At 73.8% G+C, this 15577-nt stretch carries 17 protein-coding genes and 7 tRNA genes; 10 read left to right on the plus strand and 14 right to left on the minus strand.

Annotated features, from left to right (window positions below; genetic code table 11):
* Window positions 1–99: 99 nt before the first annotated feature.
* Together ACIQZN_RS21255 and ACIQZN_RS21260 are read right to left on the minus strand one after the other, a co-directional pair.
* The gene (locus ACIQZN_RS21255) at window positions 100–1287 is read right to left on the minus strand and encodes a hypothetical protein (protein WP_403995989.1); all 1188 of its coding nucleotides are present in this window, start codon (window positions 1285–1287) and stop codon (window positions 100–102) included.
* A complete protein-coding gene (locus tag ACIQZN_RS21260; RefSeq protein WP_265545343.1) occupies window positions 1287–1853 on the minus strand; it encodes a DUF4365 domain-containing protein in 567 nt (188 codons plus the stop codon). Before ACIQZN_RS21260 ends, ACIQZN_RS21255 begins: the two co-directional genes overlap by 1 nt.
* A gap of 200 nt (window positions 1854–2053) precedes the next feature.
* Between ACIQZN_RS21260 and ACIQZN_RS21265 the strand changes: the two genes are divergently transcribed.
* Window positions 2054–2779 carry a 3'-5' exonuclease gene (locus ACIQZN_RS21265; RefSeq protein ID WP_403995992.1) on the plus strand — a complete coding sequence of 242 codons (726 nt, stop codon included), beginning with the start codon at window positions 2054–2056 and terminating at the stop codon, window positions 2777–2779.
* A gap of 67 nt (window positions 2780–2846) precedes the next feature.
* Here the strand turns inward: ACIQZN_RS21265 and ACIQZN_RS21270 are convergent.
* Both ACIQZN_RS21270 and ACIQZN_RS21275 read right to left on the minus strand, forming a co-directional pair.
* Window positions 2847–2918, minus strand: a tRNA-Val gene (locus tag ACIQZN_RS21270).
* Between the two features lie 39 nt (window positions 2919–2957).
* A complete protein-coding gene (locus ACIQZN_RS21275; RefSeq protein WP_403995995.1) occupies window positions 2958–3404 on the minus strand; it encodes an SRPBCC family protein in 447 nt (148 codons plus the stop codon).
* Between the two features lie 83 nt (window positions 3405–3487).
* On the opposite strand from ACIQZN_RS21275, the gene ACIQZN_RS21280 reads away from it, so the two are divergent.
* Entirely contained in the window at window positions 3488–5959 is a 2472-nt protein-coding gene (locus ACIQZN_RS21280; RefSeq protein WP_403995998.1) for an SCO7613 C-terminal domain-containing membrane protein, read from the plus strand.
* 56 nt (window positions 5960–6015) lie between these two features.
* Here ACIQZN_RS21280 and ACIQZN_RS21285 read toward each other — a convergent pair.
* Together ACIQZN_RS21285 and ACIQZN_RS21290 are read right to left on the minus strand one after the other, a co-directional pair.
* A tRNA-Val gene (locus tag ACIQZN_RS21285) sits at window positions 6016–6087 on the minus strand.
* Window positions 6088–6142: 55 nt separating this feature from the next.
* The gene (locus tag ACIQZN_RS21290) at window positions 6143–6634 is read right to left on the minus strand and encodes a TIGR02611 family protein (RefSeq protein WP_403996001.1); all 492 of its coding nucleotides are present in this window, start codon (window positions 6632–6634) and stop codon (window positions 6143–6145) included.
* A 190-nt stretch (window positions 6635–6824) separates the two neighbouring features.
* On the opposite strand from ACIQZN_RS21290, the gene ACIQZN_RS21295 reads away from it, so the two are divergent.
* Together ACIQZN_RS21295 and ACIQZN_RS21300 are read left to right on the plus strand one after the other, a co-directional pair.
* Entirely contained in the window at window positions 6825–7238 is a 414-nt protein-coding gene (locus ACIQZN_RS21295) for an SsgA family sporulation/cell division regulator (protein WP_003959770.1), read from the plus strand.
* Window positions 7239–7430: 192 nt separating this feature from the next.
* Entirely contained in the window at window positions 7431–8006 is a 576-nt protein-coding gene (locus ACIQZN_RS21300) for a CGNR zinc finger domain-containing protein (protein WP_403996004.1), read from the plus strand.
* 4 nt (window positions 8007–8010) lie between these two features.
* On the opposite strand, the gene ACIQZN_RS21305 is transcribed toward ACIQZN_RS21300, so the two are convergent.
* From ACIQZN_RS21305 to ACIQZN_RS21315, 3 genes are all read right to left on the minus strand, one after another.
* Window positions 8011–8166, minus strand: coding sequence for a hypothetical protein (locus tag ACIQZN_RS21305; RefSeq protein WP_202542324.1), 156 nt, complete (start codon window positions 8164–8166; stop codon window positions 8011–8013).
* 155 nt (window positions 8167–8321) lie between these two features.
* A complete protein-coding gene (locus tag ACIQZN_RS21310; protein WP_403996008.1) occupies window positions 8322–9293 on the minus strand; it encodes an acetylxylan esterase in 972 nt (323 codons plus the stop codon).
* Window positions 9294–9530: 237 nt separating this feature from the next.
* On the minus strand, window positions 9531–9992 hold the full coding sequence (locus ACIQZN_RS21315; protein ID WP_403996011.1) for a hypothetical protein: 462 nt from the start codon (window positions 9990–9992) through the stop codon (window positions 9531–9533).
* A gap of 158 nt (window positions 9993–10150) precedes the next feature.
* Between ACIQZN_RS21315 and ACIQZN_RS21320 the strand changes: the two genes are divergently transcribed.
* Window positions 10151–10666 carry a DsbA family protein gene (locus ACIQZN_RS21320; RefSeq protein ID WP_403996014.1) on the plus strand — a complete coding sequence of 172 codons (516 nt, stop codon included), beginning with the start codon at window positions 10151–10153 and terminating at the stop codon, window positions 10664–10666.
* A gap of 11 nt (window positions 10667–10677) precedes the next feature.
* On the opposite strand, the gene ACIQZN_RS21325 is transcribed toward ACIQZN_RS21320, so the two are convergent.
* From ACIQZN_RS21325 to ACIQZN_RS21335, 3 genes are all read right to left on the minus strand, one after another.
* Complete coding sequence (locus ACIQZN_RS21325; RefSeq protein WP_403996017.1) at window positions 10678–11514, minus strand: GNAT family N-acetyltransferase; 837 nt, start codon at window positions 11512–11514, stop codon at window positions 10678–10680.
* 66 nt (window positions 11515–11580) lie between these two features.
* A complete protein-coding gene (locus ACIQZN_RS21330) occupies window positions 11581–12402 on the minus strand; it encodes an aminotransferase class IV (protein WP_403996020.1) in 822 nt (273 codons plus the stop codon).
* Window positions 12399–13436 (minus strand): chorismate-binding protein, encoded by a 1038-nt coding sequence (locus tag ACIQZN_RS21335; RefSeq protein WP_403996136.1) that lies wholly within the window; start codon window positions 13434–13436, stop codon window positions 12399–12401. The genes ACIQZN_RS21330 and ACIQZN_RS21335 overlap by 4 nt, the downstream gene beginning before the upstream one ends.
* Before the next feature lie 163 nt (window positions 13437–13599).
* Here ACIQZN_RS21335 and ACIQZN_RS21340 point away from each other — a divergent pair.
* The 5 genes from ACIQZN_RS21340 (at window position 13600) to ACIQZN_RS21360 (ending at window position 14060) form a co-directional block, all read left to right on the plus strand.
* Window positions 13600–13672 (plus strand) — tRNA-Gly (locus ACIQZN_RS21340).
* Between the two features lie 38 nt (window positions 13673–13710).
* Window positions 13711–13784: transfer RNA gene (locus ACIQZN_RS21345), tRNA-Cys, on the plus strand.
* A 1-nt stretch (window position 13785) separates the two neighbouring features.
* A tRNA-Val gene (locus tag ACIQZN_RS21350) sits at window positions 13786–13857 on the plus strand.
* A gap of 37 nt (window positions 13858–13894) precedes the next feature.
* Window positions 13895–13966, plus strand: a tRNA-Val gene (locus ACIQZN_RS21355).
* Between the two features lie 22 nt (window positions 13967–13988).
* A tRNA-Val gene (locus ACIQZN_RS21360) sits at window positions 13989–14060 on the plus strand.
* Between the two features lie 50 nt (window positions 14061–14110).
* On the opposite strand, the gene ACIQZN_RS21365 is transcribed toward ACIQZN_RS21360, so the two are convergent.
* Together ACIQZN_RS21365 and ACIQZN_RS21370 are read right to left on the minus strand one after the other, a co-directional pair.
* Window positions 14111–14389, minus strand: a complete 279-nt coding sequence (locus ACIQZN_RS21365; RefSeq protein WP_026171619.1) for a zf-TFIIB domain-containing protein — start codon at window positions 14387–14389, stop codon at window positions 14111–14113.
* 68 nt (window positions 14390–14457) lie between these two features.
* Entirely contained in the window at window positions 14458–15423 is a 966-nt protein-coding gene (locus tag ACIQZN_RS21370) for a phosphotransferase enzyme family protein (protein WP_403996023.1), read from the minus strand.
* Window positions 15424–15577: the final 154 nt, after the last annotated feature.

Genomic DNA, 15577 nt, shown 5'->3' on the forward strand with positions numbered 1-15577 from the left:
CTCTCCTGACTCAGAAACTACCCGAATAGCCATGGTGGCCCCATGGCGAAAACCGATAGTACCGAGCCTGCGGCCCCCATCGCGAAAGTGCTGCTCCCCCTACTCCCCCGCACACGCCTCCTCGAAGAAGTCCACGTTCTCCTGGAGCGACTTCATCAGCCGGTCCCGCTCCTCGTCGTCCACCTGCACGGGGACGACCTGCGAGGCCCCGGTCAGCCGCCGGAAACCGCCCCGGCTCTCCAGCCGCCCCTCCACCCGGACCGGCAGCCCGACCAGATGGGCCTGGCCCGCGATCCGGTACGCCTCCTCGTCCAGCTCGATCCGGACGTGCGGCACCTCGGCCCCGGCCAGCACCCGCAGCCGTACGATCCCCGCCCCGCGCGGCCCGGACCGCCGCAGCCGGACGACCGCCCCGGTGATCCGTACGGCGACGGCGGGCTCGTCGCGGAGGTAGCGGGCGCCGGCCCGGCGCAGCGCGGGCAGGTCGCCCGGGGAGAACTCGACGGGCTCGGGGCGTGCGGGGCAGCCGGCGGGCGTTCCGGCGGCGGGCGCCCAGTCCAGCGCGATCGCGGCGCCCTCGGAGCCCCGGACGAGGGCGACGACGGCCTCGGTCAGCTCCCGGCTGACGCCCGCCGCGACGGCGTTGTCGAAGGCTTCCATGCCGCCGGTGGCCCGTTGGTAATCCACCGCCTCGCGGGTGGCGTGCAGGGCGTGGTGGAGCCGGACGGCGACGGGGCGGCCCGGATCGACGGGGACGAAGGCGGTGAGCGACCGGCCGCCGGGCCCGGGGCCGGTCAGTACGGGGCCGAGGGCGGCGAGGGCGCGGCTGCGGCGGCGGGCGCCGTGGTAGCCGGCGGGGCCCCGGACGGCGAGCGCGCCGGCCAGCAGGATCTGCCGGGCGGCGCCGTGCAGCTGCTCCGCGCCGAGCCAGTCGGCGGCCCCGGCGGCGGGTTCGGGGACCTCGCGGCGCCAGCGGATCTCGTCGCTGGGGACGGCGAGGGCGACCAGGATCTCGCGGGCGGAGGGGGCGGCGCTGTGGGCGAGGGCGGTGAGGGCCTCGCCGATCAGGTCCTCGCTGTCGGGGAAGGTCCTGGTGCGGGGCACGAGGAGGCTGGCGGTGCCGCCGGGCGGGGTCCAGCGGCTGTAGGGGCCGGTGCCCGGGCCGCGCCGCTGCCAGCCGTGCCGGGTGAGCAGGGCGCCGAGGACGGCGGGGTCGACGCGGGCGGGGTCGGGCAGGCCCCAGGAGGGCGGGGCGGCCTCGCCGTGGACGCGTACGGACTCGTGCATCAGGGTCTCCCTCCCGCCCCGACGCGGGTCATGATCTCGCAGAGCGCACGGTCGTCGAAGACGCGCGAGGTCAGGAGCCGCACGGTGGTCCGGTGACGGCCGGTCACGGGGTGGCCGGCCAGGTTGGTCCAGTAACAGCAGTGCCGCAGGTCGAGGCTGTCCGGGCCGGCCCGCAGCCAGTCGTCCTGGCTGCGCGGCACGAGCATCACGACCAGGATCTTGTGCACCGAGACGGGCGTCCGGGCGAGCTTCACCAGGTGGGCGTTGTCCAGCGTGAAGGCGAAGGTCGGGCCGGGCGGCCGGGCCGGTATCTGGTAGGTGCACTTCAGCTGGACCTTGATGGTCACCTCGTCGTCCACGAGATGGCCGGGGGAGCCATGGCTGACGTGCCAGTCGATGCCGTTGTCGGGGAAGGGCTGCGACAGCGAGCAGCCCGCCGCCGCGGCGACGGCGTGGAGGTAGCCCACCTGGAGGGTCTCCATGCAGGCGGTGGTGGCGAGTCCGCCGCGCAGCGGTGCGGTCCGCTGGGGCAGCAGCCCGCTCGGTTCGGGCTGCGCGAGCGCCATGGCTCCGTAAGCCTTCCGGGCCGTACCGATGGGGATGAACTGGGGACGAGCGGTGCCGGGCGGTCAACTTCCGCTGCCGGTACTTGTGTTGTCACCGCACGGGACCGTGCGCAAACGGCGTATCAGGCAAAGGGTGCGGGTATCACCGAACCGGGCGGAGGAATCCCGCCATCTGCCGTGCGTGCGCGAGGAGTTCGGCGATGATCCATTGGTACGAAGGGCCGCTGGCCGCTTTCGATACGGAGACGACGGGTGTGGATGTCGAGGAGGACCGGATCGTCTCGGCCGCCCTGGTGATCCAGGACCGGGCGGACGGACCGGTGCGCGTCACCCGCTGGCTGGTGAATCCGGGGGTGCCGGTGCCTCCGGGGGCGACGGAGATCCACGGGCTGACCGACGACCATCTCCAGCGCAACGGCCGCTGGCCGGCGCCGGCGGTGGAGGAGATGGCGCGGGCACTGGCCGAGCAGTGCGCGGCGGGGCGGCCGCTCGTCGTGATGAACGCGCCGTTCGATCTGACGCTGCTGGACCGGGAGTTGAAGCGGCACCGGGCGTCGTCGCTGGGGACGTACCTGGAGCGGTCGCCGCTGTGCGTGCTGGACCCCCGGGTGCTGGACAAGCACCTGGACCGCTACCGCAAGGGCCGGCGCACGCTCACGGACCTGTGCGAGCTGTACGGCGTGCTGCTGGACGGTGCGCACGACGCGGCGGCGGACGCGGCGGCCTCGTTGGAGCTGGTCCGGGCGGTGGGGCGGCGCTTCTCGACGCGGCTCGAACGGCTGACCCCGGCGGAGCTGCACACGCTCCAGGCGGTGTGGCACGCCGCTCAGGCGCGGGGGCTCCAGGCGTGGTTCGCGCGGAGCGGGACGCCGGAGACGGTGGACCCGGCCTGGCCGCTGCGCCCGGAGCTGCGCACGGCGGCGTGAGCGGTCGGGCGCCCGGACACACAGAAGCCGGTCCGTCGTTGGTGCTGACGGACCGGCCTCTCCGGGGTGGGCGATACTGGGTTCGAACCAGTGACCTCTTCGGTGTGAACGAAGCGCTCTCCCACTGAGCTAATCGCCCGGGAACGGGTTGAACCATACAGGGCCCGGCGGCCCTGGTTCAAACCGCTTCCAGCCGGGCCGCGAGCCCGCGCCGCCCGGCCCGCATCATCAGGGCGTGGTTGGCGCGGAACACCGGCCGGCAGGGCAGCGCGAGGACCCGCAGCAGCGTCCGGCGCACCTCCACCTCCTGCTCGTAGACGACTCGGGTACCGCAGCCGTGCGGGGTCACCGTCCAGCGGACCCAGCCGTCGAGATCGCCGCCGAGCGCGGCTTCGAGGACGCCGTGCGCCGGGTCGTGGCGCTGTTCGCGCACGGTGGTGACGAGGTCGTACGGGAGAACGGAGCGGATGCGGGTCGTACCTGAGTCATCGCCGGACCGGGTGGCCTCGCGGACCTGCGGCCACCACTGCGGATAGTGCTCGACGCGTTCGAGTTCGGCGTACACGGCGTCGGGCGGCGCCCGGAACTCCCATACGCTGACGAATCGGTAGTGGTTCCAGTTCATTTCCCCAGGATGCGCGTACTCAGGCGGGTATCTGAGTACGCGGACGCATGTTCGGCCGCGTGGCGCGCAGCACACTCGCGTCCATGGAACATGTGCCGCCGCCCGCCGAGGAATTGGCGCTCCTCGATAGTGAACTGGCCCGGCTGGACGCCCGCCGGGCACAGCTGCTGACCCGCCGCGCCTGGCTGCTGCGGGCGCTGGAAGCCACCGGCCCCGCTCCCTGGGGGCCTCCTCAGGGCTCTGTCGCGCCCTGGGGATCCGGCGGGTTCGGTCCGGCGCGTCCGGCCTCGAAGCGCAGTGTGCAGAACGTGCTGCTGGTCCTCGGCGGGCTGCTCCTCGCGGTCGCCGCCCTGGCGTTCACCCTGGTCAGCTGGGGCGACATGGGCATCGGCGGGCGCAGCGCGGTGCTGTCCGCGGTGACGGCCGGGGCGCTGGCCGCTCCGGTGACGCTGCTGCGCCGGGGTCTGGCCGCGACGGCGGAGGCGCTGGTGGCGGTGGCGTCGGTGCTGATGGCGCTCGACGCGTACGCGGTGTACGCGGTGGCGGTGCCGGACGCGGACGGTGCCGCGTACTCGGGGACGGCGGCCGCGGTGCTCGCGCTGCTGTGGGCGGCCTACGGGCTGCTCCTGGGCAAGCTGCGGCTGCCGCTCCCGCTGGCGGTCGTCTCGGCGCAGCTGCCGCTGGTGCTGTGGGTGTGGGCGGCGGACGGCGGGCCGCTGTGGTTCTCGGGGGCGCTGCTGGTGACGGCCGCGCTGGACGGCGCGGTGGCGCTGGCGGTTGGGCGGGCTTCGGTACGGGTCGTGGCGTGCGTCGCCCTGTGCGCGACCGGCGGGGCGGGGCTGCTGGTGGCGCTGGTGGAGTCGCTGGCGGCCGCCGGGCCCGCCGGTGCGGTGGCGCCGGGGGCGCTGCTGCTGGCCGGTGCGGCGCTCGCCCTGGTGGGGGCGCGCCGGGCTCCGGTGCCGTTCGCGACGGCCGGCGGTCTGGTGGCCGGTCTCTCGGCGGTGGCCGCGGTGGGCGGGGTGCCCACCGCGGCGGTGCCGGACGGCTGGCCGGTGCTGGTGTACCTGCTGTGCGCCGGGGCGCTGGTGACGGCCGTACGGGCTCCGCTGGGCGTCGCGGCGGCCCGGGGGCTCGCGTGGGCGTCGGCGGTCGTGGCGGGCGGCGCGGTGCTGGTGTCGCTCACTCCGGTGATGGTGGTCGCGGTCGGCCCGGTGTCGCGGCTGGGCGCGGTGTGGTCCGGTGCGCCGCGCGGCGGGGCCCGGGGCGCGGCGGGTGCGACGGACCTGCCGTGGGACGCGATGGCGTCCGCCCCGGTGGTGCTGCTGCTGGTGGCCATGGCGCTCGGTGCCGCGTACCGCTGGTGGGAGGGTCTGCTCCGGTGGGCCGGTCCGGTGCCGGTGCCCCGGCCCGCGTGGCGGGGTGCGGCGGGGGCGGCCGGGGTGGCGCTGGGCTGGGCGGGGCTGATGGTGCTGCCGGCCGCGCTGGACCTGTCCTTCGCGGCGGGCCAGGCGGGGCAGCTGGTCCTGGCCGTGGCGGCGTTCGGCCTGGCGGTGGCCGGGCTGCGGGCCGGGGCGCGGGGTGTGGCGGTGACGGCCGGTGCGGTCGGGGCGGCCGGTGCGGTGGGCGCGGGGCTGCTGTCGCTGGCGACGGAGGCGGCCACATACACGGCGTTCGGTCTGCTGGTGGTGGCCTTCGTGGCGCTGGCGGTGGCCCTGGACCGGCAGGCGGGCGCCTCGCCGGTGGTGGTGTCGGCGGCGGCGTGTGCGGCCGTGGCGTGCGCGGTGGTGCCGATGGCCGCACTGGGGGCCTCGCTGGGCTTCGCGGTGTACGAGGCGGCTGTGCCGGTGCTGGTGGTGCCGGCGGTGACGGTGCTGGTGGGGGCGCGGCTGAAGGGTCACCCGGTGGCGGTGCCGGTCGAGGTGACCGGTGCGGCGGCGGGTGGGGTGGCGGTCGCCATGGCGGTGGGCGACGCGCGGTTCCTGGCGCTGGTGCTCGCGCTGTGCGGGGTGCTCGCGGCGGGGACGGCGCTGCGCCCGGAGCGGCGGGTGTTCGCGGGGTACCTGGCGACGGTGCTGTTCGTGCTGGCGGCGTGGGTGCGCCTCGCGGTGTCGGGGGTCTCGGCCCCGGAGGCGTACACCCTGCCGGTGACGGTGCCGGCGCTGGTGATCGGGGTGCTGCGGCGGCGCCGTGATCCGTCGGCCTCGTCGTGGGCGGCGTACGGGGCGGGGCTCGCGGTGACGCTGGTGCCGTCGCTGGGCGCGGCCTGGACGGACCCGCACTGGACGCGTCCGCTGCTCCTCGGGGTGGCGGCCCTGGGGGTCACGCTGGTGGGTGCGCGGCTGCGGCTCCAGGCGCTGCTGGTGCTGGGCGGTGCGGTGCTGGCGCTGGACGCGCTGCACGAGCTGGCGCCGTACGTGGTGCAGGTGGCGGGGGCGCTGCCGCGCTGGGTGGTGCCGGCGCTGGCCGGGGTGCTGCTGCTGGCGGTGGGGGCGACGTACGAGAAGCGGCTGCGGGACGCCCGGCGGCTGAGGGAGGCGCTGGGGCGGATGCGGTGAGGGCGGGAACGCCGAAGGCCCGGAAGCTCTTGGAGCTTCCGGGCCTTCGGTCCGGGTGGGCGATACTGGGTTCGAACCAGTGACCTCTTCGGTGTGAACGAAGCGCTCTCCCACTGAGCTAATCGCCCGGGCGCACAGCAAACATTACCCCATGTCAGCGGCGCTCCCCGACCACTTCTCGGGTCACTCGTGGATCTTCCAGGGCATGACGATCCCGAACTTCCACACGTAGATCCCGACGAGCACCGCGATGATCACGAGTCCGATGACCGTGAGGATGATGTTGCGCCGGCGGACCTTGGGGTCGAGCGCCCGCTGGGCGGCCTCGGTGACCTTCCGCCGGGTCCAGCGCAGGACCAGCTGGGCCCAGACGAACTCGGTCGCCCAGATCGCCATGCCGCCGAAGATCACCAGCCAGCCGGGGCCCGGCAGCGGCAGCATGATGATGCCGGCCACCACGACGGCGAGGCCGACGACGAAGACGCCGACCTGCCAGCTGATGTGCAGTGCCCGGGACGCCTTGATGAAGCCGGGCGCTCTGGAGCCGAGCGCCGGCTCCTCCTTGGTCACTCCCGGTATGACGTCCCCCGTCGCATCGCGGGGCGTTTCCCCCGCGGCGGGAGCCGGTGTCTGCGCCGCGGCGACACCGTCCCGCTCGTCACTCTCCGCATTCATGTATCCAACTTACCGGACCGGCTCGCGTTCACTTGAATGGCCGCATGACGCAAAGTTACACACCGCTGTACGAGCTACCCGAAGCATCTCAAAACGGTCAGAGGGGTTTACAACGCCACCGTAGGTGGCATGTCGATTTCGCCGACGTGCGAATCCCCGAGCGCACACTGAGCGAAAGGCCCTGGCGCTTATGAACACCACGGTCAGCTGCGAGCTGCACCTGCGCCTCGTTGTGTCGAGCGAGTCCTCACTGCCTGTACCCGCGGGCCTGCGGTATGACACGGCCGATCCGTATGCCGTGCACGCCACCTTCCACACCGGAGCGGAGGAGACGGTCGAGTGGGTTTTCGCCCGCGACCTCCTTGCCGAGGGGCTGCACCGGCCCACCGGCACCGGAGACGTACGTGTCTGGCCATCCCGAAGTCACGGCCAGGGCGTCGTCTGCATCGCGCTGAGCTCCCCAGAGGGCGAAGCACTGCTCGAGGCCCCGGCACGGGCCCTGGAGTCGTTCCTGAAGCGGACCGACGCCGCGGTTCCACCGGGCACCGAACACCGTCACTTCGACCTCGATACGGAGCTCTCACACATCCTGGCCGAGAGCTGAGCCAGGCCGAGAGCTGCGAGACGCCGTCCGACTCGGGGAGACGGCGTCGCGCGGACAACCTCATACGGCTGACACCGGCGCCGGTGCCACGGATCCACCGTGGTGACCGGCGCCGGTCCGCGTCCCGGCCGAGCCAGTAGAGTCGTCCGGCATCGGCGGGCGCCCGCACGCCGGAGGCCAGGGAGCGAAAGCGTGCTGATCCCCCACGACACCCGGATCGCCCTCGACCTAGTGGTCGATCTGGTGAACACCGCGCCGGACAGCGAGCCGGAAGGGGGCGGGGCGCCTGCCGACGGGCTCGCCGACATCGCGGCGCTCCACGCGTTCGCCGTACGCCACCGGGTGAGCGGGATCGGCGTGCTCGACCAGCGGGACCTGAAGGCCGTGCACGACGTGCGCGCCCGGTTCGCGGAGGTCTTCGCCGCCGGGGACGCGCGCACCGCCGCCGGGCTGGTGAACGCCCTGGTGGCCGCCGCGGGCACCACGCCGCAGCTCACCGCCCACGACGGCTACGACTGGCACGTGCACTACTTCTCGCCGGACGCCTCGATCGCCGACCACCTGGCGGCCGACTGCGGCATGGCCCTCGCCTTCATCATCGTGGCGGGCGAGACGGAGCGGCTGCGGCGGTGCGAGGCGCCGGACTGCCGGAACGCCTTCGTGGACCTCTCGCGCAACCGCTCCCGCCGCTACTGCTCCAGCCGCACCTGCGGTAACCGCCTGCACGTGGCCGCGTACCGGGCGCGCCGCCGGGAAGCGGCCGGCTGACGGCTCACAGCAGGAAGAGATCGTGCAACGCGGCCATCAGCAGCAGGCTGCCGATGACCGTGAGGAAGATCATCAGAGGGGGCTGGGAAAGCGCGAAGAGGCAGCCGCGCGGCTCTTCGCCAGGGGGTGCGGGGGCGTCGCCCCGAGAGGTGTCCACCATTTCGGGACGATCATGACGCAGTCCCGGGGGTGCTTCGTACCAACATGCCTCTTCAGGACGGGAGTTCACTCGTCATGGGGGCCTCGTTAATCGCTCCGGCGTGCGAGCGCCCAGCGCATTTCCTAACCCCCGCCCCCCCCTGCGGTCCCGGCGGCTCAGCTCAGCTCGCGCAGCTTCCGCAGCTGGACCTGGCGCTGGAGGCCGGTGCCGCCCTCGTGGCCGTTCCAGGGGTAGATCTCGATCTCCTTGGGCCCGGCCCAGCGGTTGTAGGCGGCGAAGACCGTGGAGGGCGGGCAGACCGCGTCCATCAGGGCGACCGAGTAGAGCGCGGGCACGGTCGCGCGGGCCGCGAAGCTGACGCCGTCGAAGTAGGACAGGGTCCGGAACACCTGGGCGTCCGCGCGGTGCTGAGTGGCGAGGAAGCGGACGATCTCCTGGTACGGGTCCTCGTCGGTGATCTCGACGGCCCGGCGGAAGTGCGTCAGGAACGGCACGTCCACGAACGCGGCCTTCACCTGCGGGCTGAGGGCCGCCACGGCCTGGGCGATGCCGCCGCCCTGGCTGGCGCCGTTCACGACGATACGGGCGGGGTCCACGGCCGGGTGGCTGCGGGCGACCTCGACGGCGCGCACCGCGTCCGTGAAGACCCGGCGGTAGTAGTACGTCTCCGGGTCGAGGATGCCGTTGGTCATGAAGCCGGGCGCCTGCGGGTTGGCGGCGCCGTACGGGTCCGGGGTGGCGCCCGCCGAGTGGTGGTTGACGGCGCCCTGGCCCCGGGTGTCCACGATCAGCGCCGCCCAGCCGGCCGAGGGCCACACCAGGTGGTCGTGGGGCAGCCCGCGCCCGCCGCTGTAGCCGAGGTAGTGCACGACGGTCGGCAGGGGGCCCTCGGCGCCCGTGGGGACGTTGAGCCAGGCGCGTATCCGGTGCCCGCCCCAGCCGGCGAACGACACGTCGTACGAGTCGACCGCGGCCAGCGCGCCGTCGTAGGGCGCGAACTCGGCGTCCAGCGGGTGGGCGGCGGCCTCGTCCAGGGTGAGCCGCCAGAAGGCGTCGAAGTCCTCCGGCTCGTCGGGGTCGGGCCGATAGCCGCGCAGCTGGTCCAGGGGCAGGTCGAACAGGGCCATCGCTTCTCCGTTTCGGGCACGCGGAAGGGGCGGCGTCCGCCGCACAGGTCCACGTGTCCCGCCCCGGTGTCATGGGGCCCGAACGCATACGTTCACGGCCCAGCGGGACGCTATGCGGCCCCGCCGGGCAGGGTCAAGGAATCCCGGGCGACCACAGGCGAAACGATTCTCCTGGTGAGACGGGGCGGGCCCCGCCGCGTGGTGCGGCGGGGCCCTTGGTCCGGACGGCTTCCGGTGTCAGATGCCGTGCTTCTTCAGGATGGCCTCGATGTCGCTGAAGTCCTCGCCCGATCCGGCCGGGGCGGACTGCTCGCCCTGCTTGCCGCGCGCACGCGTGGCCTGCGGCGAGGAACCCGCACCGAGCGAGGGAGCCGACGCGGCCGGTTCCACGGCCTCGCCCCGGGCGGCGCGGGCGGCGGCCCGGCGCTCCTTGCGGCTGCCGCCGCCCCGGCGTTCGACCGCGCGCGTGATCATGAAGAGCAGCCAGGCGATACCCAGCAGGCCGAAGCCCAGCCAGACGCTCGGCTTGAAGGCGATGTCCGACACCCACTTCACCACGCCCGTCAGCACCAGGCCGACGGGCACCAGGGAGTAGGCGGCGATCCTCGTCGCGGTGAGAAACCGCTTGCGGTACGCGGTGACGGCCGCGATGCCCAGGCCCGCCGCGGACACCGCGGAACAAATGGTCTCGGCAAGCATCGGTGCCTCCTGGCGCAGGGGGATACGTCCCTTCCATCCTGCACCGGTCACCGGCAGGGCGGCCATGCCCCGTGCCCGTATCAGGGACATCTCAGGGGCCGGACTCCTCCCCAGGTGCCGGGCGGCCGCCCTGCCGTGCACCCTGCGAGACTGGCCCCATGAGCGATTCCACCCCCGCCGCACCGGTCGTCCTCGACGTCTGGTGCGAGCTCCAGTGCCCCGACTGCCACCACGCCCTCACCGATGTGCACGCCCTCCGGGCCCGGTACGGCGACCGGCTGGACATCCGGCTGCGGCACTTCCCCCTGGAGAAGCACAAGCACGCCTACGCCGCCGCGCAGGCCGCCGAGGAGGCCGTGTCCCAGGACAGCGGCTGGCCGTACATCGAGGCGGTGCTCGCGCGCACCGGCGACCTCGGCGACCGGGGCGAGAAGCTGCTGGTCGAGGTGGCCGGGGAGCTGGGTCTGGACGCGGAGGAGTTCGACACCGCGCTCATCGACGGCCGGCACATGCTGATCGTCGACGCGGACCAGGCCGAGGGCAAGGCGATCGGGGTGACCGGCACGCCGACGTACGTGATCGGCGGGGAGCGCCTGGACGGCGGCAAGAGCCAGGACGGGCTGCGCGAGCGGATCGAGGAGATCGCCGACCGGCTCCTGGCCGAACAAGGCTGAGGAGTCAGGGCCTACAGCGGCTTGCCCAGGTTGTGCTGGGTCGGCTCGTAACCGAGCGATTCGTACAGCCGCAGGGCCGGGGTGTTGGCCGTGACGACGTGCAGCCCGATCCGCCGCTCCCCCGCCGCCAGCGCGATCCGCTCGGCCAGGAGCATGAGGGCGCGCCCGTAACCGCGGCCCCGGTACGCCTCGGCCACCTCCACGTCGAACACGTAGCCGATGCGCATGCCAGGGTGCATCTCGAACGGCGCCTCCCAGACATGGCCGACCGTCTCGCCCCCGTGGCGCAGGTGGTCCAGCCGCGCCCCCTCGGTGGCGAGGCCGTCCGGCAGGTGGCGGGCGTGGGAGGCGCGGGCCGCGGCCGGTGCCGCCTCGCGCGGGACGCCCCGGCTCACCAGGTTCTCCGTGTAGGCGGCGATCGCGTCGCGCTCCCACGCGGCGAACTCCTCGGGCGTCATCGGCTGCGCGGTGAGCCCGTCCGGGAGGGCCGGGGGTTCCTCGGGCAGCGTCTTGACCATGTTGCGGCTGCGCTCGGTGTAGCCGAGCACGGCGGCGAGACGCTGCCCCGCGGTGTCCCCGGCCGCCACCTCCGTACACACCTGGGCGCAGCCCCAGCCGCGCAGGATCTCCTCGGAGGCCAGGGCGGCGATGGTGCCCCGGCCGCGCCGGCGGACGGCCTCGTCGATCCGCAGGGCTCTGATCAGGCCCGTCGCCCCGCCCGCGCCCGGCTCGACGGCGAGTGCGACGGAGCCGACGGGGCGCCCGTTGTCGCACACGTCGTACGCGCGCCGCTGTGCGCCGTCGGCGCCTGACTGGATCGGCCCGGCCGGCCGCAGTGTCGTCGTCATCAGGTGGTTTCTATCCCCTGCGCGGGGGCCCGTCACCCGTATTTACGCGGACGGGCCGGTCCCCGGTCACGGGTCGAGGTCGTCGGCCGCGCGCTCCTCGAAGATCCGCATCGCCTTGGCGGTCACCGGTCCCGGTGCGCCCGGCAGCTCCCGGCCGTCGACCCGGTGGACGGCCTGCACATCACGGAGGGTGGAGGTCAGGAAGACCTCGTCGGCCCGGTCCAGGACGTCGAACGGCAGGTCGGTCTCCTGCGCGCCGGTCCACTCCACGGCGAGCGCCCGGGTGATCCCGGCCAGGCAGCCGGAGGCGACGGGCGGGGTGTGGAGCTGCCCGTCCAGGACGACGAAGATATTGGACCCGGTGCCCTCGCAGAGCCGGTCCGCGGTGTTGGCGAACAGGGCCTCGGAGGCGCCCTGCTCGTGGGCGCGGGCGAGGGCGACGACGTTCTCCGCGTACGAGGTGGTCTTGAGGCCGGTGAGCGCGCCCCGCTCGTTGCGGGTCCAGGGCACGGTGACGACGGCCGTGGTGTCGGGGCGGCGCGTCACCTCGCCGAGGGCGACGACGAGGCCGGGGCCCTCGTTGCCGCGGTCGGAGCCGAGGGGCGAGATGCCGCCGGTGTACGTGATCCGGAGCCGGCCGAGTCCGACCGGGTTGGCCTCGACGACGGCGGCGCAGGCGCGGCGCACCTCGTCCAGGTCGGGGGCGGGCAGGCCGAGGCCCCGGGCGGAGCGGGTCAGGCGGTCGAGGTGGCGGGTGAGGGCGAAGGGGCGGCCCTGGGAGACCCGGAGCGTCTCGAAGACGCCGTCGCCGACGGTGAGCCCGTGGTCGAGCACGGACACCCGGGCGTCGTCGGCGGGGCGCAGCTCGCCGTTGACCCAGATCCTCATGGTGCGGTCCTTCCGGTCGCTTCGTATGCGCCCGACGCTACAGCGAGCAGCCTGGACGCCTTCAGTTCGGTCTCGTCCCATTCGCGTTCCGGATCGGAGCCCCAGGTGATGCCGGCCCCGGTGCCGAAGCGCAGCAGGGGTGCGGGCCCCGTGCGGTCGGTCCAGAAGGTCCTGATGCCGACGGCGAGCGAGGCGGTCCTCCGGTCGGCGTCCACCCAGCCGATGCCGCCGCAGTACGGGCCGCGCGGGGCGGTCTCCAGTGCGCCGATGATCCGCAGCGCGCTGGACTTGGGGGCGCCGGTGACCGAGCCGGGCGGGAAGGCGGCGGCGAGGATCTCGGGCCAGCCGGCGCCCTCGGTGAGGCGGCCGCGCACGGTGGAGACGAGGTGGACGAGGCCGGGGTGCTTCTCGACGGCGCACAGGTCGGGGACGGTGACCGATCCGGTGGCGCAGACCCGGCCCAGGTCGTTGCGGACCAGGTCCACGATCATCACGTTCTCGGCGTGGTCCTTCTCCAGCAGGTCCGCCTCGGTGCGGCCGGTGCCCTTGATGGGCCCGGACTCGACCGTGCGGCCGTCCCTGCGCAGGAAGAGCTCGGGGGACGCGGTGGCGATCTCGACGCCGTGCGCGGGGAGCCTAATCGTTCCTGCGTACGGGGCGGGGTTGCCGCGCGCCAGCAGTGCGGTGAGGGCGTCCACGTCGGCCCGGTCCCCGTCGGGCAGTGGGGCGCTCAGCACGCGGCAGAGGTTGGCCTGGTAGACCTCGCCGGTCGCGATGTACGCGCGGATGCGCCGTACGCCTTCGGTGTACGCCGCCCGGTCGAGCGAGGAGGTCCAGTCCCCGGTGCCGGGGCCGCGCCAGGCACCGGGGACCGGGGCGGGCACCGGGGCGGGGCGCACGGTGTCGAAGCGGGCGCAGGTCAGGGAACCCTCGAAGCCCGCGCAGACGGCCCAGAAGCCGGACGAGTCGAGGGCGGCGGGATCACTGGTCACATCCCGCAGACCGGAGGCGACGAGGCCGCCGAAGCGGGCCATGGGAGCGAGGTCGTGCACGTCCGCGAGTGTAGGACGGCGCACGGTGGCCCGCGCCGGGGCGAGCGCACCTCAGCACGCTGCACAAACGCGTTTTTGTACTGGCCCGGGAATCCGCTAGAGTTCAACACGTCGCCGGGACGCGCAAGCGGGCCGGGAAAGACAAGCGGACGTAGCTCAGTTGGTAGAGCGCAACCTTGCCAAGGTTGAGGTCGCCAGTTCGAACCTGGTCGTCCGCTCGCAGAAGGCGGGGGATTCATCCCGGACTCCCGCCCCTGGTGGAGTGGCCGAGAGGCGAGGCAACGGCCTGCAAAGCCGTCTACACGGGTTCAAATCCCGTCTCCACCTCCAAGGACGATTAGCTCAGCGGGAGAGCGCTTCCCTGACACGGAAGAGGTCACTGGTTCAATCCCAGTATCGTCCACTGATCCGCAAGGATCACAGGTCCGCAAGGATCACCCGCGCGATTAGCTCAGCGGGAGAGCGCTTCCCTGACACGGAAGAGGTCACTGGTTCAATCCCAGTATCGCGCACGCAGTACACGCAGGTTCATCTGCGCGATTAGCTCAGCGGGAGAGCGCTTCCCTGACACGGAAGAGGTCACTGGTTCAATCCCAGTATCGCGCACTGTCACGAAGCCCCGGTCGTCTCGGCGACCGGGGCTTCGTCGTGCTCGGTCAGGAGGAGAAGAGCATGCGGCCGAAGCTCTTCTGCCGGTAGTGACCGTGGTGGCCACCGTGGTGCGGGGCGCCCCAGGCGGGCGCGGGGGCGGAGGGGTACGCCTGCGGCGGGGCGGCCGGCGGAGGGGCCTGCTGCGTCCACTGGGATTCGATGCGGGTCAGCGTCTCCAGCTCGCCGTAGTCCAGGAATATCCCCCGGCAGCCGCTGCACTGCTCGATCTGGATGCCATTGCGGTTGTACGTGTGCATCTGTGCGTGGCACTTGGGACACTGCATGTTCGGGCTCACTCCTCGCCGTTGGTTCGCCGTCGCCGGAATGCATGCCCGCCGACGGTCGGTTCACCCTACGACGTGCGCTCGGCCGCCAACTCGGGCGGGAGCGAGGCAATTCGGGCACAGGCGTCGATCATCACCTGTTCCACCTCATCCGGAGCACGGTCCTCCGCCGCGGACTTGGCCCAGGCGAGCGCGGCGGTCTGCACGGTCAGCGCGCGGGCCGCCACGTCGAGGGCCGGCCAGGGGTCGCCGTCGGCGGGTACGGCGGGGCCGCCGCCGGCCCGATAGGCGTCCAGGAAGCGGAGCCAGACGTCCGGCGGCAGCAGCCCGGCCGCATACCAGGCGGCGGGGCGCGCGAGATCCCAGGCGGGGTCGCCGAGGCCGGCGTCGTCCACGTCGATGAGCAGCCAGGGGCCGTGCGGGGCGGGGTGGCGCACGAGCTGGCCCAGGTGGAGGTCCCCGTGGCAGAGGTACGTTCCCCGGCCGGCCGGAGGCGTTGCCTCGCCCCGCGCCCAGCCGGGCAGCCCGCACCAGGCCGCGACCACGGGCGCGACGGCCGGGTCGCCGGGGCGGGCGGTACGCATCCGGTCGACGGCGAGCGCGGCTTTCGCGGGCCCGCGCATGGCGGGGAGCGGCCCCTGGGTCCCGGTCCGGTGCAGCCGGGCCAGGAGCGCCCCGGCCTCCTCCCAGGGCGCCGCGTCGGGGTCGCCGGGGTCGACGGGCTCACCGTGCGGCCAGAGGGTGACGGGGCGGCCGTGAAGTTCGGTGAGGTGAGCGCCGGGCGCCACGGGCAGGGGCGCCAGCAGGACGCCGTCCTGCCCCGGCCCGGCCGCCAGGCGCAGCCGCGCGGCCAGGGCCACCGTGTCCGTATCGGCGGCGTGCGCCTTGGCGACGACGGCGCCACTGCGGACGACGATCCCGTCGTCGCGCTCGGCGAGCACGGCGGGCGCCGGGCAGGGGCGGGTGCCGCAGCCGGCCGGGTGGGCCGCCCGGTGGGCGAGGCCCCCCAGCGCGCGGACGAGTGCGGTGGTCACGGTCTCCCCCGGTGACGCGGAACGGACTGGGGCGGTCACGCCCCCGCCAGAGCGTACGCGGAGGGAAGGCGCCGGGGGCCCGGGGCGTGGGGCCGGCGGCTGCGGGGGCCGGGCGCGTCCCGGCAGGGCGTACGCGGACCGGGCCAGGGTCCGG

It is taken from the genome of Streptomyces sp. NPDC097595 (assembly GCF_044761525.1).
Classification (GTDB): Bacteria; Actinomycetota; Actinomycetes; order Streptomycetales; family Streptomycetaceae; genus Streptomyces; species Streptomyces drozdowiczii_A.

Bases quoted from the DNA above. Each gene is read 5' to 3' on its own strand.
- ACIQZN_RS21320 (WP_403996014.1), top strand. From the start codon at position 10,151: ATGAGCGATTCCACCCCCGCCGCACCGGTCGTCCTCGACGTCTGGTGC.
- ACIQZN_RS21305 (WP_202542324.1), bottom strand. From the start codon at position 8,166: ATGGTGGACACCTCTCGGGGCGACGCCCCCGCACCCCCTGGCGAAGAG.
- ACIQZN_RS21260 (WP_265545343.1), bottom strand. From the start codon at position 1,853: ATGGCGCTCGCGCAGCCCGAACCGAGCGGGCTGCTGCCCCAGCGGACC.
- ACIQZN_RS21295 (WP_003959770.1), top strand. From the start codon at position 6,825: ATGAACACCACGGTCAGCTGCGAGCTGCACCTGCGCCTCGTTGTGTCG.
- ACIQZN_RS21365 (WP_026171619.1), bottom strand. From the start codon at position 14,389: ATGCAGTGTCCCAAGTGCCACGCACAGATGCACACGTACAACCGCAAT.
- ACIQZN_RS21325 (WP_403996017.1), bottom strand. From the start codon at position 11,514: ATGACGACGACACTGCGGCCGGCCGGGCCGATCCAGTCAGGCGCCGAC.
- ACIQZN_RS21315 (WP_403996011.1), bottom strand. From the start codon at position 9,992: ATGCTTGCCGAGACCATTTGTTCCGCGGTGTCCGCGGCGGGCCTGGGC.
- ACIQZN_RS21255 (WP_403995989.1), bottom strand. From the start codon at position 1,287: ATGCACGAGTCCGTACGCGTCCACGGCGAGGCCGCCCCGCCCTCCTGG.
- ACIQZN_RS21265 (WP_403995992.1), top strand. From the start codon at position 2,054: ATGATCCATTGGTACGAAGGGCCGCTGGCCGCTTTCGATACGGAGACG.
- ACIQZN_RS21290 (WP_403996001.1), bottom strand. From the start codon at position 6,634: ATGAATGCGGAGAGTGACGAGCGGGACGGTGTCGCCGCGGCGCAGACA.
- ACIQZN_RS21280 (WP_403995998.1), top strand. From the start codon at position 3,488: ATGGAACATGTGCCGCCGCCCGCCGAGGAATTGGCGCTCCTCGATAGT.
- ACIQZN_RS21330 (WP_403996020.1), bottom strand. From the start codon at position 12,402: ATGAGGATCTGGGTCAACGGCGAGCTGCGCCCCGCCGACGACGCCCGG.
- ACIQZN_RS21310 (WP_403996008.1), bottom strand. From the start codon at position 9,293: ATGGCCCTGTTCGACCTGCCCCTGGACCAGCTGCGCGGCTATCGGCCC.
- ACIQZN_RS21275 (WP_403995995.1), bottom strand. From the start codon at position 3,404: ATGAACTGGAACCACTACCGATTCGTCAGCGTATGGGAGTTCCGGGCG.
- ACIQZN_RS21335 (WP_403996136.1), bottom strand. From the start codon at position 13,436: ATGGCCCGCTTCGGCGGCCTCGTCGCCTCCGGTCTGCGGGATGTGACC.